Source organism: Sphingorhabdus sp. (genome assembly GCF_050921905.1).
In the GTDB taxonomy this organism is placed as follows: Bacteria; Pseudomonadota; Alphaproteobacteria; order Sphingomonadales; family Sphingomonadaceae; genus Sphingorhabdus_B.
This window is the reverse complement of record NZ_CP050888.1, coordinates 1,804,201-1,819,871: the sequence shown is the minus strand read 5'-3', so window position 1 is coordinate 1,819,871 and position 15,671 is coordinate 1,804,201. Positions and strand designations below refer to the sequence as shown.

The window sequence follows — 15,671 nt, the reverse complement described above, 5'->3', positions numbered from 1 at the left end:
CGATACCCTTGCGGGTGTGCGCGCCAAAGGCATAAGACAAGCGCAAGGCTGGCGCTTGGGCATGGGGTTCGCTAGAGTCCGGAGATATGCGAAATCGGAGTGAAAAAATGCGTGCAATTGGTGTTATCGGGGCAGGTCAAATGGGTGCAGGCATATCGCAAGTGAGCGCTGCTGCTGGCTATCATGTCTATCTATCCGACCTTGATCTGGCCAAGGCCGAAGCAGGCAAAGCCAGCATTGCCAAAGCCTTGGCCCGCTTGGTCGCCAAAGAGAAAATGGGGCAGGTAGAAGCCGACACAGTGTTGGCGCGCATTGAGCCCGCCGCCAGCTATGAACCGATGGCTGATGCCGGGCTGATCATCGAAGCGGCGACCGAGCGCGAGGATATCAAGCGCAAGATATTTGAGGCTGTGGGCAAAATCCTTGGCCATCAGGCGGTGCTGGCATCGAACACATCGTCCATCCCGATAACCCGTTTGGCGCAGGCGTCGTCCGACCCAAAAAGATTTATTGGCGTCCATTTCTTCAATCCGGTGCCCGTCATGGGCCTGATTGAAATCATTCGTGGGCTTGCGACGACCGACGCCACCGTCGACGTCGTGCGCCAATATGGCGAAAAGCTTGGCAAGCAATTGGTCTTTGCCAATGACGCACCGGGCTTCATCGTCAACCGCGTGTTGATGCCCATGATCAACGAAGCAATCTTTGCGCTTGGCGAAGGCGTTGCCAACATGCGCGATATCGATACCGCCTGCCAGCTTGGCCTCAATCACCCCATGGGGCCGCTGACCTTGGCAGATTTTATCGGGCTAGATACCTGTCTTGAAATCACCAATATACTGTTTCAATCGACGGGCGATCCAAAGTTCCGCCCTGCGCCCTTGCTGCAAAAATATGTTGAGGCCGGATGGTATGGCCGCAAGGTAAAGCGCGGATTTTACGATTATTCCGGGGACGTGCCCGTGCCAACACGCTGAGGCTTACGTAAGGCGCGCCGTGATAAAGGCTGCCTCAAGATCTGCGATCAAATCGTCGGTATCTTCCAGCCCGATTTGCAGGCGGATGAGGGTGCCTTGCTTGTCCCAAGGCACTGCTGACCGATATTTTTCGGGGTGGACGGGCAAAGCAAGGCTCTCAAAGCCGCCCCAGCTATAGCCAATGCCGAACAATTCCAACGTGTCCACAAAGGCGGCGGCGGTTGCGGCGTCACCTTTATGGATGAACGAGAACAGGCCCGACGCGCCCGTAAAGTCACGCTTCCAAATGTCATGCCCTGGGCATTCCGGCAGCGCGGGATGGAATACCGCTGCAACATCTGCTTGGGTCTGCAACCATTTGGCGATCTGCAGCGCGGAGGTCTCATGTGCCTTCATCCGCACAGATAATGTCCGCAAGCCGCGACTGGCGAGATAGGCATCGTCGGGTGACACTGTCTGACCAAGCTGCTGCGCGGTTTGGCGCAATTTCGCCCAAAATTTCGCATGCGTGGTGACGCTGCCCATCATGACGTCACTATGGCCCACAATATATTTGGTGCACGATAAGATCGCCATATCGATGCCTTTGTCGAGCGCCGTATGGAAATAAGATGTCGCCCACGTGTTATCGAGCAAAGTGACGACATTATGTTTTTTGGCCGCTGCGCAAATGGCGGGAATGTCTTGAACCTCAAAGGTCAGGCTTCCGGGTGACTCCAACAAGATCGCTTTGCTGTGGTCACAGAATACCGAATCATAGTCGGCCGTATGCGGGTCAAAATAACGCGTCTCAACGCCAAAGCGCTTCAGGAAGCCTTCTGCGAATGAACGACTTGGGTCATAAGCATTGTCGGTCATCAACAGCACATCGCCGGGCGCAAGGACCGACAGCAACGCGCAAGCAATAGCGGCTACACCCGACGGATATAGCATCGTTCCATGCGCGCCGGGCTCCATCTCGGTGAGCGCCTCGGCCAGCGACCATTGTGTTGGCGAGCCTCGGCGGCCGTAGAAAAAGCGGCCATCTTCGTTCGATGCCTTGCCAGCTTCGAGCGCGGCGACATCCGGGTATAAATGCGTGCTCGCGCGCCAAATGGGCACATTGACGACCGGGCCGGTTAATGAAGCCCTTCGTCCCGCAGTGACTATTTTAGTGGAGGGCTTTTGGGGCTTGTCAGAACTCAAGCCGCACCCTGCGCTTTGGGGGTGTCCGCATCGAGGCCCCATTCGGACCAGCTACCATCATATAATGCTACATCGGTCTTGCCAGTCAACCGCGCCCCAAAAAGGACGACCGCAGCAGTCATGCCCGACCCGCAGGAGGTGATCATGGGTGTGTTCAAATCCACGCCCGCGTCGGTAAAGGCTTGTGTCAATTCCGCGCCGCGCTTCCACGTTCCATCTGCGTTGAAAAGCTGGCTAAATGGCAAGTTGCGGCTGCCGGGAATATGGCCTGACGCCATTTCAGGCCGCGGCTCGGCTTCTTCGCCGGTAAAACGGCCAGCACCGCGTGCATCGACGATACTTGCGTCTTTGCTATGTAAATTGGCGAGCATGTCTGCCTTGCTACGCACGGCCTTGTCATCTTTCCACACGGTAAAGTGGCGATGGCGCAAGGTGGGTTTGCCGGTTTCAAGCGGGCGACCTTCGGCTTTCCATTTGGCGATGCCGCCATCAAGGATTGCCACATCATGTGCGCCAAACAAAGTCAGCATCCACCAGGCGCGGGCGGCAGACTTGAACGGGCTGTCATCATACACCACGATGCGGCTGCCGTCCCCAAGTCCGAGCGATTGCATACGGCTCGCGAATTTTTCGGGCGGCGGCAATGTGTTCGGCAAGCTGCTATTGGCGTCGGCAAGTTCTTCCAAATCCATGAACACGGCCGATGGAATATGCCCGCCTTCATATTCTGCCTGCGCATTGCGGCCCGCATCGGGCATGAACCATGTTGCATCGACCACGCGAAGGTCGGACGCGCCGATCTCGTTCGCTAACCAATCGGTGCTTACTAACAATTCCATGATTTCGTCCTTGCCCGCATATATGATTCTTGTTCCCTGCAGGATAAGCTGCTTTTTCAAACTATCCAAGTGTTTCCAGAAACTGCTGCGCATGGCTGCGAAGCGCTGTTTTATCTGCGTCCGTCATCCGCTCCCAATTTTTATACGGCATCGCCATGCGCGGGTTTTTGCGCAGCTTGCCTTCGTTCCGGGCAATGAATTCCCAATATAACGCGTTGAAAGGACATGCTTTTGGTCCAACGCGTTGTTTGACGTCATAACGGCAATGTGTGCAATAATCGGACATGCGGTTAATATAGGCACCGCTCGCCGCATAGGGTTTTGACGCAAGCATGCCGCCGTCGGCAAACTGGCTCATGCCGAGGCTGTTGGGCAATTCCACCCATTCATAGGCATCGGCATAAACGGCCAGATACCATAAATGCACTTGCTTCGGGTCGACCCCTGCCAGCAAGGCAAAATTGCCCGTGATCATTAGCCGCTGGATATGATGCGCGTAGCTATGCGCGATTGTCTGGCCAATCGCCTGCGACAGGCAAAGCATGTCGGTTTTGCCCGTCCAGTAAAATGCAGGCAGGGGCCGGGTCGCGGCCAGCGCGTTGCTCTCCACATATTCGGGGCCAGCATGCCAGTAAATGCCGCGTACATATTCGCGCCAGCCAATGACTTGCCGGATAAAGCCTTCCGCGGCGTTAATCGGAACCTTGCCCGCCCGATATTGCACCTCAACCGCGCGACACAGCTCAAGCGGGTCAAGTAAGCCGGCATTGATATAGGGCGAGAGGATCGCGTGCCATAAAAACGGTTCGCCGGTCAGCATCGCGTCCTGATAATCGCCAAAATTGGGCAAAGCATGCACCAGGAAATGCTTTTGCTGCTGCAACGCATCTGCACGGGTCACGGCAAAGCCGAATTTGGCCGTCTGTCCGATATTGTCACCATAACGGCTCTCAACCAACTGGATGACATCTTGCGTCACCGCATTAGGCGCAAAATGCAGGGGCTTTGGCATCGTCAGATCGCGCTTGGCGGGTTTGCGGTTTTCTGCGTCGAAATTCCATTGCCCACCTTCGGGCGCATCGCCGTTCATGAGCAGGCCGGACTTACGACGCATATCGCGATAAAAATACTCCATGCGCAACCGCTTGCGGTCCTTTGCCCAGTTTTCAAATTCGGCATGGGTGCACAAAAACCTGTCGTCGGGTAGGATTGTCACCGGCATATCAAAACGGTCGGGCCAGCTATCGAGCATCGCCTTTACGCGCCACTCGCCCGCCTCAGTCACGCGCAGTGCGGAGACTTTGTGCCGCTCGATTGCGCGCGCGACTTCGCCGGTGAAGCTACCGCTGTTTTTGGCCTCGGTCAGTTTTACGTAATCGACGGTCCAACCTGCGCTGCGCAGATCCTCTGCATGGTGGCGCATGGCGGACAGAATATACGCCATTTTGGATTTATGATGCGGCACATATTCGGTTTCTTCGTTCACCTCCGCCATCAAGATGACGCATGCTTTTTTGTCCTGCTCCGCCAAAGAAGACAGGCCGTGGCTTAGCTGGTCGCCAAATATGGGAATCAAAATTGTCATGTCTGCGCCATAGCGCGGCGCGCATTCAAGGGCGATACAGGGATTCAAGAAAGACGGGGGGTTCGGGTCAGGACCTATGTATTCCCGAACCGTTGGCGATATTTGCCATCACCCGTTTGCTTCGCGCGGCGAAACCGCTAAATGCGCGATCATGACTGACACACTAAAGCCCAAATTTCTTGGGGCGCAAAGCGCGCTTCCCCAAACACCTGAAGAGGCGCAACTCGATTATGTTCCCAATCCGCGCCCGGATACGCTGTATCTCGCGCGCTTTGCGGTGCCTGAATTTACCTCGCTTTGCCCAGTCACGGCGCAGCCTGATTTCGCGCATTTGGTCATCGATTATGCGCCAGATGCGACAATCGTCGAATCGAAATCGTTGAAGCTGTTTTTGGGTTCATTCCGCAATCACGCCGCCTTTCATGAAGACTGCACCGTTGGCATCGGCCAGCGTCTTTTCTCGGAGATGAAACCGCATTGGCTGCGTATCGGCGGCTATTGGTATCCGCGCGGCGGCATACCGATTGATGTGTTCTGGCAATCGGGGGAGCCACCCAAGGGTCTGTGGTTACCCGATCAGGGTGTTCGGCCCTATCGCGGTCGCGGCTAAGCTATTAACGGCTCGCCCAATATCCGCGCCTCAAAGGTTTGCCACGCAAACCCAGGGCCGTGGCGGCGAGGTCAACCCTACCGCCGCTACTTTCTCATCTCGTCGATGTTCAAGAATCGTTCGTCGCAAAAAATGCGTAGGGGCTGTTATCCAATGAGGGTATGTTCTATCCTGACGTCATGGTCCAAATAGCAAAAGCTTGGCAAATAGGCGCTCAAGACGCGCGTCGCAAAGGCATCGCCTCTTTGGCGATACTGTCCGTGCTGTCGGCATGTGTCGCTGCAGAGCGCGCACCGTCACGAACACTGCCTGCGCCCGTCGTGAATCGGCCACTGCCGTCGCAAAAGCCACCGACGCCGGCAGCTCAAATTCACCCAGCGGTTGTCCGCGCACCTGTAGGACTTGAAAATCTGTTGAATGAACAATGGCGTATTTTTCCGGGTCGCACGGGCGTTGCTATTATGCGTATCGATGGTGGCGAATGGATAACCGGCAAACGCGTTGACGCGCTATTCCCGCAGCAAAGCGTATCCAAAACATGGGTGGCGCTGACGATTTTGGACTTGGTCGACCAAAATAAGGTCCGGCTGGACCAAAAAATACGTATTACGCGCGATGACCTTGCGGTCTTTCATCAGCCCATTCGCGATTCCGTTATCGCCAATGGCGAGATCGAAGTAACGGTGCTCTCGTTGCTCGAACAAGCGATCATCGGCAGCGATAACACCGCCAATGATTCGCTGCTGCGCACAGCGGGTGGTCCGCAGGCTGTGCAGAATTTCCTGCTGCGCAAAAAACTGGGTGCCATCCGCTTTGGCCCGGGTGAGCGTTTGATGCAAAGCGCGATAGCCGGGCTGGAGTGGCGCCAAGAATATGCCATTGGACGCCGCTTTTACGCTGCGCGTGCAGAGGTTCCACTGGCGACACGCAAAGCAGCGTTAGATCGCTATCTTGCCGATCCCGTCGACGGGGCAAGTCCTGAGGCGATAGTCCGTGCGTTGGCGAAATTGGCTAAGGGCGAGTTGCTCTCTCCTGCATCGACGCGTCTGATTTTGGGAATAATGTCCCGTACATCAAGCGGTCCAAACCGGTTGAGGGCTGGTGTGCCGGCAGGTTGGCGCTTTGTGCACAAGACGGGTACGGGGCAAATTCTGCCGCCGGTTTCAACAGGCTATAATGATATCGGCATCATGACTGCGCCTGACGGCACGCGTTATGCGGTGGCCGTTATGATGGGCAGTACGACCGCGCCTATTCCGCAACGCATGTCATTCATGCAGTTCGTGTCGCGCACTATCGCCACATATCACGGACAATAATCATCGCCGCGAATTCGGGTGGCCAAAGACATGGCCCAGCCGCTTGCCGCCGACACAGAAATTGCCGCAGACAAAGAAAAGGGCCGTCCCGTAAACAGGACAGCCCTTATCAAAATGCTTTCGCTTAGAAAGCGCGAATATTACTTCGCAGCTTCTTTCGCAGCGTCTGCAGCGGCACCAGCTTCTGCAGCGGCGCCGGTTGCAGTTGCAGCGGCGTCAGTTGCAGTTGCAGCAGCGTCAGTTGCAGCGGCTTCAGTTGCAGCAGCAGCATCGGTAGCTACTTCAGCGCCTTCAACAGCGGCGTCAGCAGCTTCTGTGGTTGCTTCTGTGGTTGCTTCTGTGGTTGCTTCTTCAGCACCTGAACAAGCGGCCAAACCGAGCGAAGCGGCAAGAACGAGAGATACAGCAATTTTCTTCATATGGGAAACCCCCTAGCAAAACTTATGAAAACCTGACAGGCACGTTGCAAGTATTGCAGCTTGCCTGCGAAAAGCCCTCTAGCCCGTTCATAATTCGCTGGCAATGCGCTTTTTCATTCCGACAAAATGTTACATAGCTGTTTTGGGCTTATGTCTACTATAACAGTAGAAAATATGGCTAATTTGTGCGGATTGACTTTATATAAAGAATTCTTTATATCTTTCTCAAATGATCAGTTTGTTAAATATCATGCGGGCTTTAGCCGACCCTACGCGGTTACGAATCGTGTTTCTGGTGCTTCGGCTGGAGCTATCGGTGGGCGAATTGGTCCAGATACTCGACCAAAGCCAGCCGCGCGTTTCCCGACATATCCGCATTCTGGATGAATCCGGGCTTTTGGAGCGTCGCAAGGAGGGAAGCTGGGTATTCTTAAGGCCAAGCGAGATGCTAACGAACGGCCCGCTGTCATCATTATTGGCAGAGGCGGATGTGTCGCAGGCAAAGGCGTTCCAGCGGGACCTGCTTCGGCTGGATGAAGTCCGCAATGCGCGCACCAACATGGCGGCACATTATTTTGCGGCGCATGCTGATGCGTGGGATTCGCTCAGATCATTGCACATTGCCGATTCGGAAGTTGAGGCGCGTTTGGCGCAAGTTCTACACAGCGCACCATTAGGCCGGGTCCTTGATGTGGGCACGGGCACCGGGCGCATTGTCGAATTGTTTGCGGCTGAATCCAGCCGATTTGTGGCAATAGATAACAGTCCCGAAATGCTGCGGCTTGCGCGCGCGAAAATTGCCAACTTAAGCCCCGAAATCGCTAGTAAAATCGATATAAAGCTGGGCGACTTCAACATGCTGCCCGTGGGTGATGGCGAATTCGACACCGTCATCTTCCACCAGGTCCTGCATTACGCGCAACATCCTGAAGCCGTTATCGCCGAAGCGATCCGCACGCTTGCGCCGGGTGGCCGGGTCGTCATCGTTGATTTTGCGGCGCATGATCTGGAAGAGTTGCGCACGGTACATGCCCACGCCCGGCTTGGCTTTTCCGATGAGTTCATGAGAAAAGCATTTAATAGTCACGGCCTGCAGATGGTGCACCAAACTGCGCTTGAGGCTGGCGAACTGGTGATCAAAGTCTGGATGGGTGAAAAGCTCTCGGCCTTGCAGCCGCGTCCCGCAGATCATCTCAGCCCAAAAAACAATTTAAGGATTGTCGTATGATTCTCCCACTTGCACAGATGCAGGAGGCCAGCCGGGCTGTTGCCGCCCCGCTTTTTGCTGGGCTTCCCGGTGATTGCGAGATCAGTTTCGAATTCTTCCCGCCCAAAACGGAAAAGATGGAAGAGCAATTATGGGATTCGGTCGTGACCCTCTCGCCGCTGGGTCCGCGCTTTGTTTCGGTCACTTATGGTGCAGGCGGCACAACCCGCGAACGCACACATAACACCGTTGCGCGCATTGCCCGCGAGACCGATATTCCGGCGGCCGCGCATTTAACCTGCGTTGAAGCATCCAAGGGCGAAATTGCCGATGTCGCCAACGCCTATTGGGAAGCAGGGGTCCGTCATATCGTCGCGCTGCGCGGGGATGCACCAAGCTCCGACGGACAATTTGTGCCGCATCCCGATGGTTATGCCAGCGCTGCGGAACTGGTCGAGGGTTTGCGCAAACTGCACCCGTTTGAAATATCGGTCAGCGCCTATCCCGAAACCCATCCAGAGGCCTTGTCTGCGGCGTCAGACATCGATTTTCTAAAGCGCAAGCTGGACTCCGGTGCAAGCCGCGCAATTACGCAATTCTTTTTTGAACCCGAAACTTTCTTCCGTTTCCGCGATGCGGTTGCCGCGGCTGGCATTGATGCGGAGATCGTGCCGGGCATCATGCCAGTGTCGAACTTTGCCGCGATCACCCGCATGTCGCAGTTGACGGGCACAGCTATCCCCAGCTGGATGGGCGATGTGTTCAACGGATTGGATGACCATCCGTCCGCACGGCAATTGGTGGCTGCCACTGTCTCGGCAGAAATGTGCCGGAAATTATATGCAGGCGGCGTTCGGGAATTTCACTTCTACACGCTGAACCGCGCGGAATTATCCTACGCGATTTGCCATTTGCTGGGCAAGCGGCCTGCCGCTTTAGCGCAAAAAGCAGCAGCATGAGCGCGCGTGAAACCTTTGTCGCGCGCGCGGCACAACAGATACTGGTTTTCGACGGTGGCTATGGCACCGCGATCCAAGACTATAAATTGTCTGAGGCTGATTATCGTGGCGACCTTGAACTGACGCACGATCAAAAGGGCAATAACGACCTATTGTCTATCACCCGTCCCGACGTCGTTGGGGCAATCCATAGCGCCTATCTGGAGGCGGGTGCCGATATGATCGAGACCAACACCTTCAGCGCGACCAAAATCAGCATGGCCGATTATGGATGTGAGCATTTGGTGCGGCGATTGAACATGGAGTCGGCGAAGCTGGCCCGCGCCTGTTGCGACGCTGCCGAGGCAAAAGACGGCATAAAGCGGTTCGTTGCCGGGTCGATTGGCCCCACCAACAAAACCTTGTCCTTGTCACCCGACGTCAACGACCCTGGCTATCGTGAAATAGACTTTGACTATCTGAAAAATGTCTATCGCGAACAATGCGACGCCCTGATTAAAGGTGGCGTCGATTTCCTGTTGATTGAAACCATATTCGACACGCTCAACGCCAAATGTGCTGCGATGGCTGCGCAAGAGGCTGCTGCGGCCTGTGGGCGCGATGTGCCGTTGATGATATCGATGACCATCACCGACATGGCCGGCCGTAATCTGTCAGGCCATACGGTAGAAGCATTCTGGGCTGCGATCCGGCATGTCAAACCACTGACCATCGGGTTGAATTGTTCGTTCGGCGCGGATTTGTTGCGTCCGCATTTGGCCGCATTGTCCAAGCAAGCCGATGCGCTTGTGATGGCATATCCGAATGCAGGCCTACCTAATGATTTGGCCGAATATGATGAACTGCCCGAAACCACGGCGCAATTGATTGGCCAATGGCTCGACGATGGGCTGGTGAACATCGTCGGCGGCTGTTGCGGCACGACGCCTGCGCATATCGCCGCGATTGCCAAGGCGGTTGCGGACCGCGCGCCACGCGCCATTCCTAAGGCGGATGTCGTGACCCGACTGGCGGGGCTTGAACCCTTCATCATGGCCGCCTGAACCTGTATAAAGTAGAACAAAAATGTCCTCCTCCACCTCCTCTTCTCGCTTCGTCAATATCGGCGAGCGCACCAATGTCACGGGCAGCGCCAAGTTCAAAAAGCTGATCCTCGCAGGCGATTATGAAGCCGCAGTAGAGGTGGCGCGCGACCAGGTCGAAAATGGCGCGCAGATTATCGACATCAACATGGATGAAGGCCTGCTGGACGCGCATGAAGCGATGACCACCTTCATCAAGCGCATCGCGGCAGAGCCAGACATCGCCCGCGTGCCTTTAATGATCGACAGTTCCAAATGGAGCGTGATTGAGGCTGGGCTGAAATGCGTTTCGGGTAAGCCCATCGTGAATTCGATCTCGATGAAAGAAGGCGAAGAGGCGTTCCTGCACCATGCGCGCTTGTGCATGGCTTATGGCGCGGCTGTCGTTGTCATGGCGTTCGATGAAACTGGCCAAGCCGACACGCAAGCACGCAAGGTCCAGATTTGCAAACGGGCGTATGACTTGCTGATCGGCATCGGTTTTCCGCCCGAAGACATTATTTTCGATCCCAACATCTTTGCGGTGGCCACGGGCATTGAGGAGCATAATAATTACGGCGTCGACTTTATCGAGGCGATAAAGGAACTGCGCGTCTTGTGCCCGCATGCGCATTATTCGGGCGGGCTTTCCAACCTGTCGTTCAGCTTCCGTGGCAATGAACCCGTGCGCCGCGCGATGCACTCCATCTTTCTCTATCACGCCATCCCGGCAGGACTTGATATGGCTATCGTCAATGCGGGGCAGCTTGATATTTATGACGACATTGACGCGGAACTGCGCGTCGCGTGCGAAGATGTCATCCTCAACCGCGACCCGGATGCGACCGAGCGCCTGATCACGCTTGCCGAAAGATATCGCGGGACCGATGTGGCGCAGGAAAAGGCGGAGGCCGAATGGCGCGGCTGGCCCGTAACCAAACGGTTGGAGCATGCTTTGGTTAAGGGCATTGACGCGCATATCGTCGATGACACCGAAGAAGCGCGGCTTGCCATCAAAGCGGCTGGCGGTCGCCCCATAGAGGTCATCGAAGGGCCGTTGATGGACGGCATGAACGTTGTGGGCGATCTGTTCGGATCAGGCCGCATGTTCCTGCCGCAAGTTGTAAAATCGGCGCGCGTGATGAAGAAAGCAGTCGCGCATCTCTTCCCGTATATTGAGGCGGAAAAAGAGGCGGGCGCCAAGGGCAAGGGCAAGATCATCATGGCGACCGTGAAGGGCGACGTGCATGATATTGGTAAGAACATCGTTGGTGTTGTCCTGCAATGCAATGGTTTCGAGATTGTTGACCTAGGCGTGATGGTTCCATGGCCGGCAATCTTGCAAGCGGCGGTCGAACATGATGCCGATATGATCGGGCTGTCGGGCCTTATCACCCCTTCGCTCGACGAAATGGTGACCGTTGCCGAGGAAATGGAAAAAGCGGGCATGTCGATGCCGTTGATGATCGGCGGCGCAACCACGTCGAAAACGCACACGGCCTTGCGTATTGAGCCTGTCTATTCTGGTCCCGTCATCCATGTGCTCGACGCCTCGCGCGCCGTCGGGGTGGCAGGAACATTGGTTAGCGACACCATGGCCGACAAGTTTGTTGCCGACACCCGCGCCGAATATAGCCATATTCGTGACGCCCGCGCGGGCAAGACGGCAAAGCCGCTCGCCACGCTGGAAGAAGCGCGCGCCAATGCCTTTGAAATCGACGAAAGCATAAAACCAGCCGCGCCGCAAAAGCCCGGTGTCCACGTCTATGATGACTGGGATTTGGCCGACTTGCGCAACTATATCGATTGGACCCCGTTTTTCCGTGCTTGGGAATTGCATGGCAATTACCCGGCGATATTGACCGATGACATTGTCGGCGAAAGCGCAACCAGCCTGTTTGCCGATGCCAATGCGATGCTCGACAAGATCATCAACGAAAAATGGCTTCGCGCCAAGGGCGTTGCGGGTCTGTGGCCCTGTTGGCGCGATGGCGATGATGTGGTTGTCTATTGCGAACAGACCGAGGCGCATGTCCGCCTGCCGTTCTTGCGCCAGCAAATCGCCAAGCGCGAAGGCAAAGCGAACATGTGCTTGGCCGATTTCATCAGCCGCGATGGCGACTGGATTGGCGGATTTGCAGTGACCACTGGCCACGGCATCGAGACGCATTTGGCGCAGTTCAAAGCCAATATCGACGATTATTCGGACATTATGTTGAAAGCGCTGGCTGACCGCTTGGCGGAGGCCTTTGCCGAGCGGATGCACGAACATGTCCGCAAGGATTTGTGGGGCTATGCCCCCGATGAACAATTCACGCCCGAGGCTCTGAACCGCGAAGAATATCGCGGTATCCGGCCAGCCCCAGGCTATCCCGCCTGTCCGGATCACAGCCTGAAACCGACATTGTTCGCCCTGCTCGATGCCACGCATACAACCGGCATCACCATGACAGAAAGCTTTGCCATGTTGCCGACCGCTGCGGTAAGCGGTCTGTATTTCGGCCACCCGCAATCCGAATATTTTGGCGTCGCGCGCATTGGCGATGACCAAGTGTCGGATTATGCGGCGCGCCGTGGGCTGGACCTTGATCGTGCGCGGCAATATCTGCGGCCCAATCTCAACGAATAAGGATGGTCCTAGTCCTAGGGTCAGGACCACTTAAGGACCAAAGCGCATGAAGAAAACGTCACTCGTCCTTGCCGTTATGTTGTGCGCCGCTGCTGCATCAGCACAAAATGCCGCGCCCTTTCGAAACGCCGAAACAGGAAGAACTTACGCGAGGCTGCAAGCGGCGGTTGATTCAATTGGCGATGCGCAAGGCACAATCCTTATCGCACCAGGAAGTTTCCGCCAATGCGCCGTGCAGACATCGGGCATCATTGCCTTTCGCGCTGTCATTCCTGGGCAGAGCATATTCGACACGAAAACTTGCGAAGGCAAAGCCGCGTTGGTGCTGCGCGGGCAAGGGGCGCGGGTCGACGGTATTGTTTTTCAAAATATGCGCGTGGCCGATTCCCATGGCGCAGGCATTCGCCTTGAAAAAGGCAATTTGACTGTCACTCACAGCGTCTTTCGCAACAGCGTGCAGGGCATCACAACTGCCGACAAAGGGACTGGCGCAATCAGCATTAAACAATCGAGCTTCATTGGCCTTGGTCGCTGCGTTCGTCGCCAGCCGTGCGCGCATAGTCTGTCTATCGGCGGCAAGGGTCCGCTTTCGGTGACGAACAGCCGTTTCGAACGTGGCAATGGCGGGCATTACATTCAAAGCCGCGCATCGCGCATAACGATCACGGACAACGCCTTTGACGATAGCCGAGGCCGCAGCACCGATAGGATGATTGACCTACCCATTGGCGCAAGCGGCAGCATCGCGCGCAATATATTCGTGCAAGCTGCGTCCAAGGCAAATGACAGCGCCTTGATCACCGTCGCGTCCGAAGGCCGAGGGCAAAGCAGCTTTGGCCTGTCGGTTAATGCAAATGAGGCGCACATTGCAGCGGGCGTGGACCGACGGGCTGTGTTCGTCGCTGACTGGTCGGGCGACCGGTTGGCATTGGGCGGGAACCGACTTGGCAGCGGCCTAAAACCCTTTGAAAGACGCTAATGGTTGCCCAATTCTGCTTTTCGGCTGTTGGATGCGCCTATCCAACTGGAGGCTTCTCGACAATCTCGACATTGAGAAATAGCCTTACCGGCCTTGCGCGCGCCATCGTCTGACAACCCGTTCCAGTATTTCGGCTTCCCCGCCCGTTTCTTGCCACAATTGGCTAAACAGGGGATCGTCCGAAGCAGGGCGCTTTTCTTCTTCAAGATTATCGAGCGCAACGCGGATGGGAATGCTGACACCTTCGCCGCAGATGATGCATTCGCGGTTCCGCAGCGCCGGGATAGCGTCGAGGAACCCGCGCGCGCCTTCAGGCATTGCGGCACGCACAAAGGCTTGGTCACGGTCGTTGTTCAAACGCATCGAAATGATCGTGCCGCATTGCGACAGCACGCCTTCGGCCAAGTCTAAGGGCCGCTGCGTAATCAGGCCCAGCGATACGCCATATTTACGGCCTTCCTTGGCAATTCTTTCAAGGATGGAGCGCACGGCGCTGTCTTTCGACACATGTTCCGACGGGATATATCTGTGCGCCTCTTCACAAACGAGCAATATGGGCCGCTGCGGTTCGTTGCGTGACCAGATCGCATAGTCAAATACAAGGCGCGAGAGCACGGCGACTACTGTCGAGGTGATGTCCGACGGCACACCAGAAACGTCGATGATGGAAATGGGCTTGCCATTCGACGGCATACGGAAAATCTTGCCCACAAACTCCGCCATCGTATCGCCAACAAGCATACCTGAGAACATGAAATTATAACGTGGGTCTGCCTTTAACTCGTCAATTTTGTTCTTCAACCGCATGAATGGAACGGACGATGTCGCCTTGTCGAGCCGCCCCATTTCATTTTGAATGATGGTGGTCAAATCGGACAGGAGATAGGGAATGGGGGCGTCCACAGTCAGCTTGCCAATCGTCTCGGCAATCCGGTTTTTTGACCGCGCTTGGAGAAGGCATTTGGCGAGAATATCGGAATCTATTTGCCTGTCGTCGCCATTGGAAGTGACGAAAATTTCGCAATGCTCGGCGAAATTCATCATCCAATAGGGTATGGCCAGGTTGTTGACGTCGAACAGCGCGCCATTATTTTTAAACGCGGCGCTATATTCCCCATGCGGGTCAATCATTACGATATGCCCTTCGGGCGCAATGTCGCAGATCTTGTGCAAAATCAGAGCCGCGCTGGTCGACTTACCCGTACCGGTTGAACCCAGCAGCGCAAAATGCTTGCCAAGCATGGCGTCAACATACAGCGCGCCGCGAATATCCTGTCGTTGGAAACACCGTGCCGATTTCGACATTCGCCCGCGCGTCGGTGGCATAGACTTGTTTGAGGTCGGAGCTGGAAACCGCATATACTTCGCTGCCGGGCACTGGGTAGCGCGTCACACCACGGCGGAAATTGCAAATCTTGCCAGTCACTATGTCCTCATCGCCTTCGCCTAGGAAATCGACTTGCGCGGTGATGATTTTATGGTCGCGTTCGTACATTTTTTGGGTACGGATGTTGGCAAGAAGCCAGCTACTACCGACGCGGATTTTAATCTGACTGCCGACTTGTCCCGACATCGCGATGCTTGAGTCACTGTGCGAATCAAGGCTAGTTAACAAAGAGGCATCGAGCGTCACTTGTGATTCTGAACCCGAAATTTCCATGACAAAGCCAATATGGTGCAGCGTCGCGTTAACGACCGGCACGCCCGTCGGTGCCGCTGCGTCTGGCACGGCTATGGGTATAGGTGCCGACTGATCTGGGTGGCCTGCCCGATCGGTCGGCCGACGTGCCGAAATGTCCATAAACTGTCCGCCTCTTTCATAAAGAAGCGTCAGGCAATAGGACGAGAAGGTAAAAATATACTTACGATCGCAACCGGATAAATCGCAGGAAATTATAATTT

At 55.7% G+C, this 15,671-nt stretch carries 12 protein-coding genes and 1 pseudogene; 8 read left to right on the top strand and 5 right to left on the bottom strand.

Annotated features, from left to right (window positions below; all coding sequences use genetic code 11):
- The first annotated feature begins 107 nt into the window (after positions 1-107).
- Complete coding sequence (locus HEQ18_RS08895) at positions 108-977, top strand: 3-hydroxyacyl-CoA dehydrogenase NAD-binding domain-containing protein (protein ID WP_432814427.1); 870 nt, start codon at positions 108-110, stop codon at positions 975-977.
- A gap of 3 nt (positions 978-980) precedes the next feature.
- Here the strand turns inward: HEQ18_RS08895 and metC are convergent, their stop codons facing one another.
- From metC to HEQ18_RS08880, 3 genes are all read right to left on the bottom strand, one after another.
- On the bottom strand, positions 981-2,204 hold the full coding sequence (metC, locus tag HEQ18_RS08890) for a cystathionine beta-lyase (RefSeq protein ID WP_432814426.1): 1,224 nt from the start codon (positions 2,202-2,204) through the stop codon (positions 981-983).
- Positions 2,159-3,001 carry a 3-mercaptopyruvate sulfurtransferase gene (sseA, locus tag HEQ18_RS08885; RefSeq protein ID WP_432814425.1) on the bottom strand — a complete coding sequence of 281 codons (843 nt, stop codon included), beginning with the start codon at positions 2,999-3,001 and terminating at the stop codon, positions 2,159-2,161. Before sseA ends, metC begins: the two co-directional genes overlap by 46 nt.
- 61 nt (positions 3,002-3,062) lie before the next feature.
- Positions 3,063-4,586: a cryptochrome/photolyase family protein gene (locus HEQ18_RS08880; RefSeq protein ID WP_432814424.1), complete on the bottom strand. Its 1,524-nt coding sequence runs from the start codon at positions 4,584-4,586 to the stop codon at positions 3,063-3,065.
- A 151-nt stretch (positions 4,587-4,737) separates the two neighbouring features.
- On the opposite strand from HEQ18_RS08880, the gene queF reads away from it, so the two are divergent.
- Positions 4,738-5,196: a preQ(1) synthase gene (gene queF / locus HEQ18_RS08875; RefSeq protein WP_397606290.1), complete on the top strand. Its 459-nt coding sequence runs from the start codon at positions 4,738-4,740 to the stop codon at positions 5,194-5,196.
- A 245-nt stretch (positions 5,197-5,441) separates the two neighbouring features.
- Positions 5,442-6,515, top strand: coding sequence for a serine hydrolase (locus HEQ18_RS08870; RefSeq protein WP_432814423.1), 1,074 nt, complete (start codon positions 5,442-5,444; stop codon positions 6,513-6,515).
- Between the two features lie 140 nt (positions 6,516-6,655).
- On the opposite strand, the gene HEQ18_RS08865 is transcribed toward HEQ18_RS08870, so the two are convergent.
- On the bottom strand, positions 6,656-6,934 hold the full coding sequence (locus tag HEQ18_RS08865; RefSeq protein ID WP_432814422.1) for a hypothetical protein: 279 nt from the start codon (positions 6,932-6,934) through the stop codon (positions 6,656-6,658).
- Positions 6,935-7,163: 229 nt separating this feature from the next.
- Here HEQ18_RS08865 and HEQ18_RS08860 point away from each other — a divergent pair, with 229 nt between their 5' ends.
- The 5 genes from HEQ18_RS08860 to HEQ18_RS08840 are packed head-to-tail and all read left to right on the top strand — an operon-like array spanning position 7,164 to position 13,769.
- Positions 7,164-8,162: an ArsR/SmtB family transcription factor gene (locus HEQ18_RS08860; protein WP_432814421.1), complete on the top strand. Its 999-nt coding sequence runs from the start codon at positions 7,164-7,166 to the stop codon at positions 8,160-8,162.
- Positions 8,159-9,100, top strand: a complete 942-nt coding sequence (gene metF, locus HEQ18_RS08855) for a methylenetetrahydrofolate reductase [NAD(P)H] (RefSeq protein WP_432814420.1) — start codon at positions 8,159-8,161, stop codon at positions 9,098-9,100. Before HEQ18_RS08860 ends, metF begins: the two co-directional genes overlap by 4 nt.
- Positions 9,097-10,143, top strand: coding sequence for a homocysteine S-methyltransferase family protein (locus HEQ18_RS08850; protein WP_432814419.1), 1,047 nt, complete (start codon positions 9,097-9,099; stop codon positions 10,141-10,143). Before metF ends, HEQ18_RS08850 begins: the two co-directional genes overlap by 4 nt.
- Before the next feature lie 22 nt (positions 10,144-10,165).
- Entirely contained in the window at positions 10,166-12,790 is a 2,625-nt protein-coding gene (gene metH, locus HEQ18_RS08845; protein ID WP_432814418.1) for a methionine synthase, read from the top strand.
- A gap of 46 nt (positions 12,791-12,836) precedes the next feature.
- A complete protein-coding gene (locus HEQ18_RS08840) occupies positions 12,837-13,769 on the top strand; it encodes a right-handed parallel beta-helix repeat-containing protein (RefSeq protein WP_432814417.1) in 933 nt (310 codons plus the stop codon).
- 84 nt (positions 13,770-13,853) lie between these two features.
- Here HEQ18_RS08840 and HEQ18_RS08835 read toward each other — a convergent pair.
- A pseudogene (locus HEQ18_RS08835) lies at positions 13,854-15,429 on the bottom strand (ATP-binding protein).
- Positions 15,430-15,671 lie beyond the last annotated feature (242 nt).

Coding starts and splice junctions, on each gene's coding strand:
- HEQ18_RS08840 (WP_432814417.1), top strand. CDS start 12,837: ATGAAGAAAACGTCACTCGTCCTTGCCGTTATGTTGTGCGCCGCTGCT.
- metF (WP_432814420.1), top strand. CDS start 8,159: ATGATTCTCCCACTTGCACAGATGCAGGAGGCCAGCCGGGCTGTTGCC.
- HEQ18_RS08865 (WP_432814422.1), bottom strand. CDS start 6,934: ATGAAGAAAATTGCTGTATCTCTCGTTCTTGCCGCTTCGCTCGGTTTG.
- HEQ18_RS08880 (WP_432814424.1), bottom strand. CDS start 4,586: ATGACAATTTTGATTCCCATATTTGGCGACCAGCTAAGCCACGGCCTG.
- HEQ18_RS08860 (WP_432814421.1), top strand. CDS start 7,164: ATGATCAGTTTGTTAAATATCATGCGGGCTTTAGCCGACCCTACGCGG.
- HEQ18_RS08895 (WP_432814427.1), top strand. CDS start 108: ATGCGTGCAATTGGTGTTATCGGGGCAGGTCAAATGGGTGCAGGCATA.
- queF (WP_397606290.1), top strand. CDS start 4,738: ATGACTGACACACTAAAGCCCAAATTTCTTGGGGCGCAAAGCGCGCTT.
- metC (WP_432814426.1), bottom strand. CDS start 2,204: ATGGGGCCTCGATGCGGACACCCCCAAAGCGCAGGGTGCGGCTTGAGT.
- sseA (WP_432814425.1), bottom strand. CDS start 3,001: ATGGAATTGTTAGTAAGCACCGATTGGTTAGCGAACGAGATCGGCGCG.
- HEQ18_RS08850 (WP_432814419.1), top strand. CDS start 9,097: ATGAGCGCGCGTGAAACCTTTGTCGCGCGCGCGGCACAACAGATACTG.
- metH (WP_432814418.1), top strand. CDS start 10,166: ATGTCCTCCTCCACCTCCTCTTCTCGCTTCGTCAATATCGGCGAGCGC.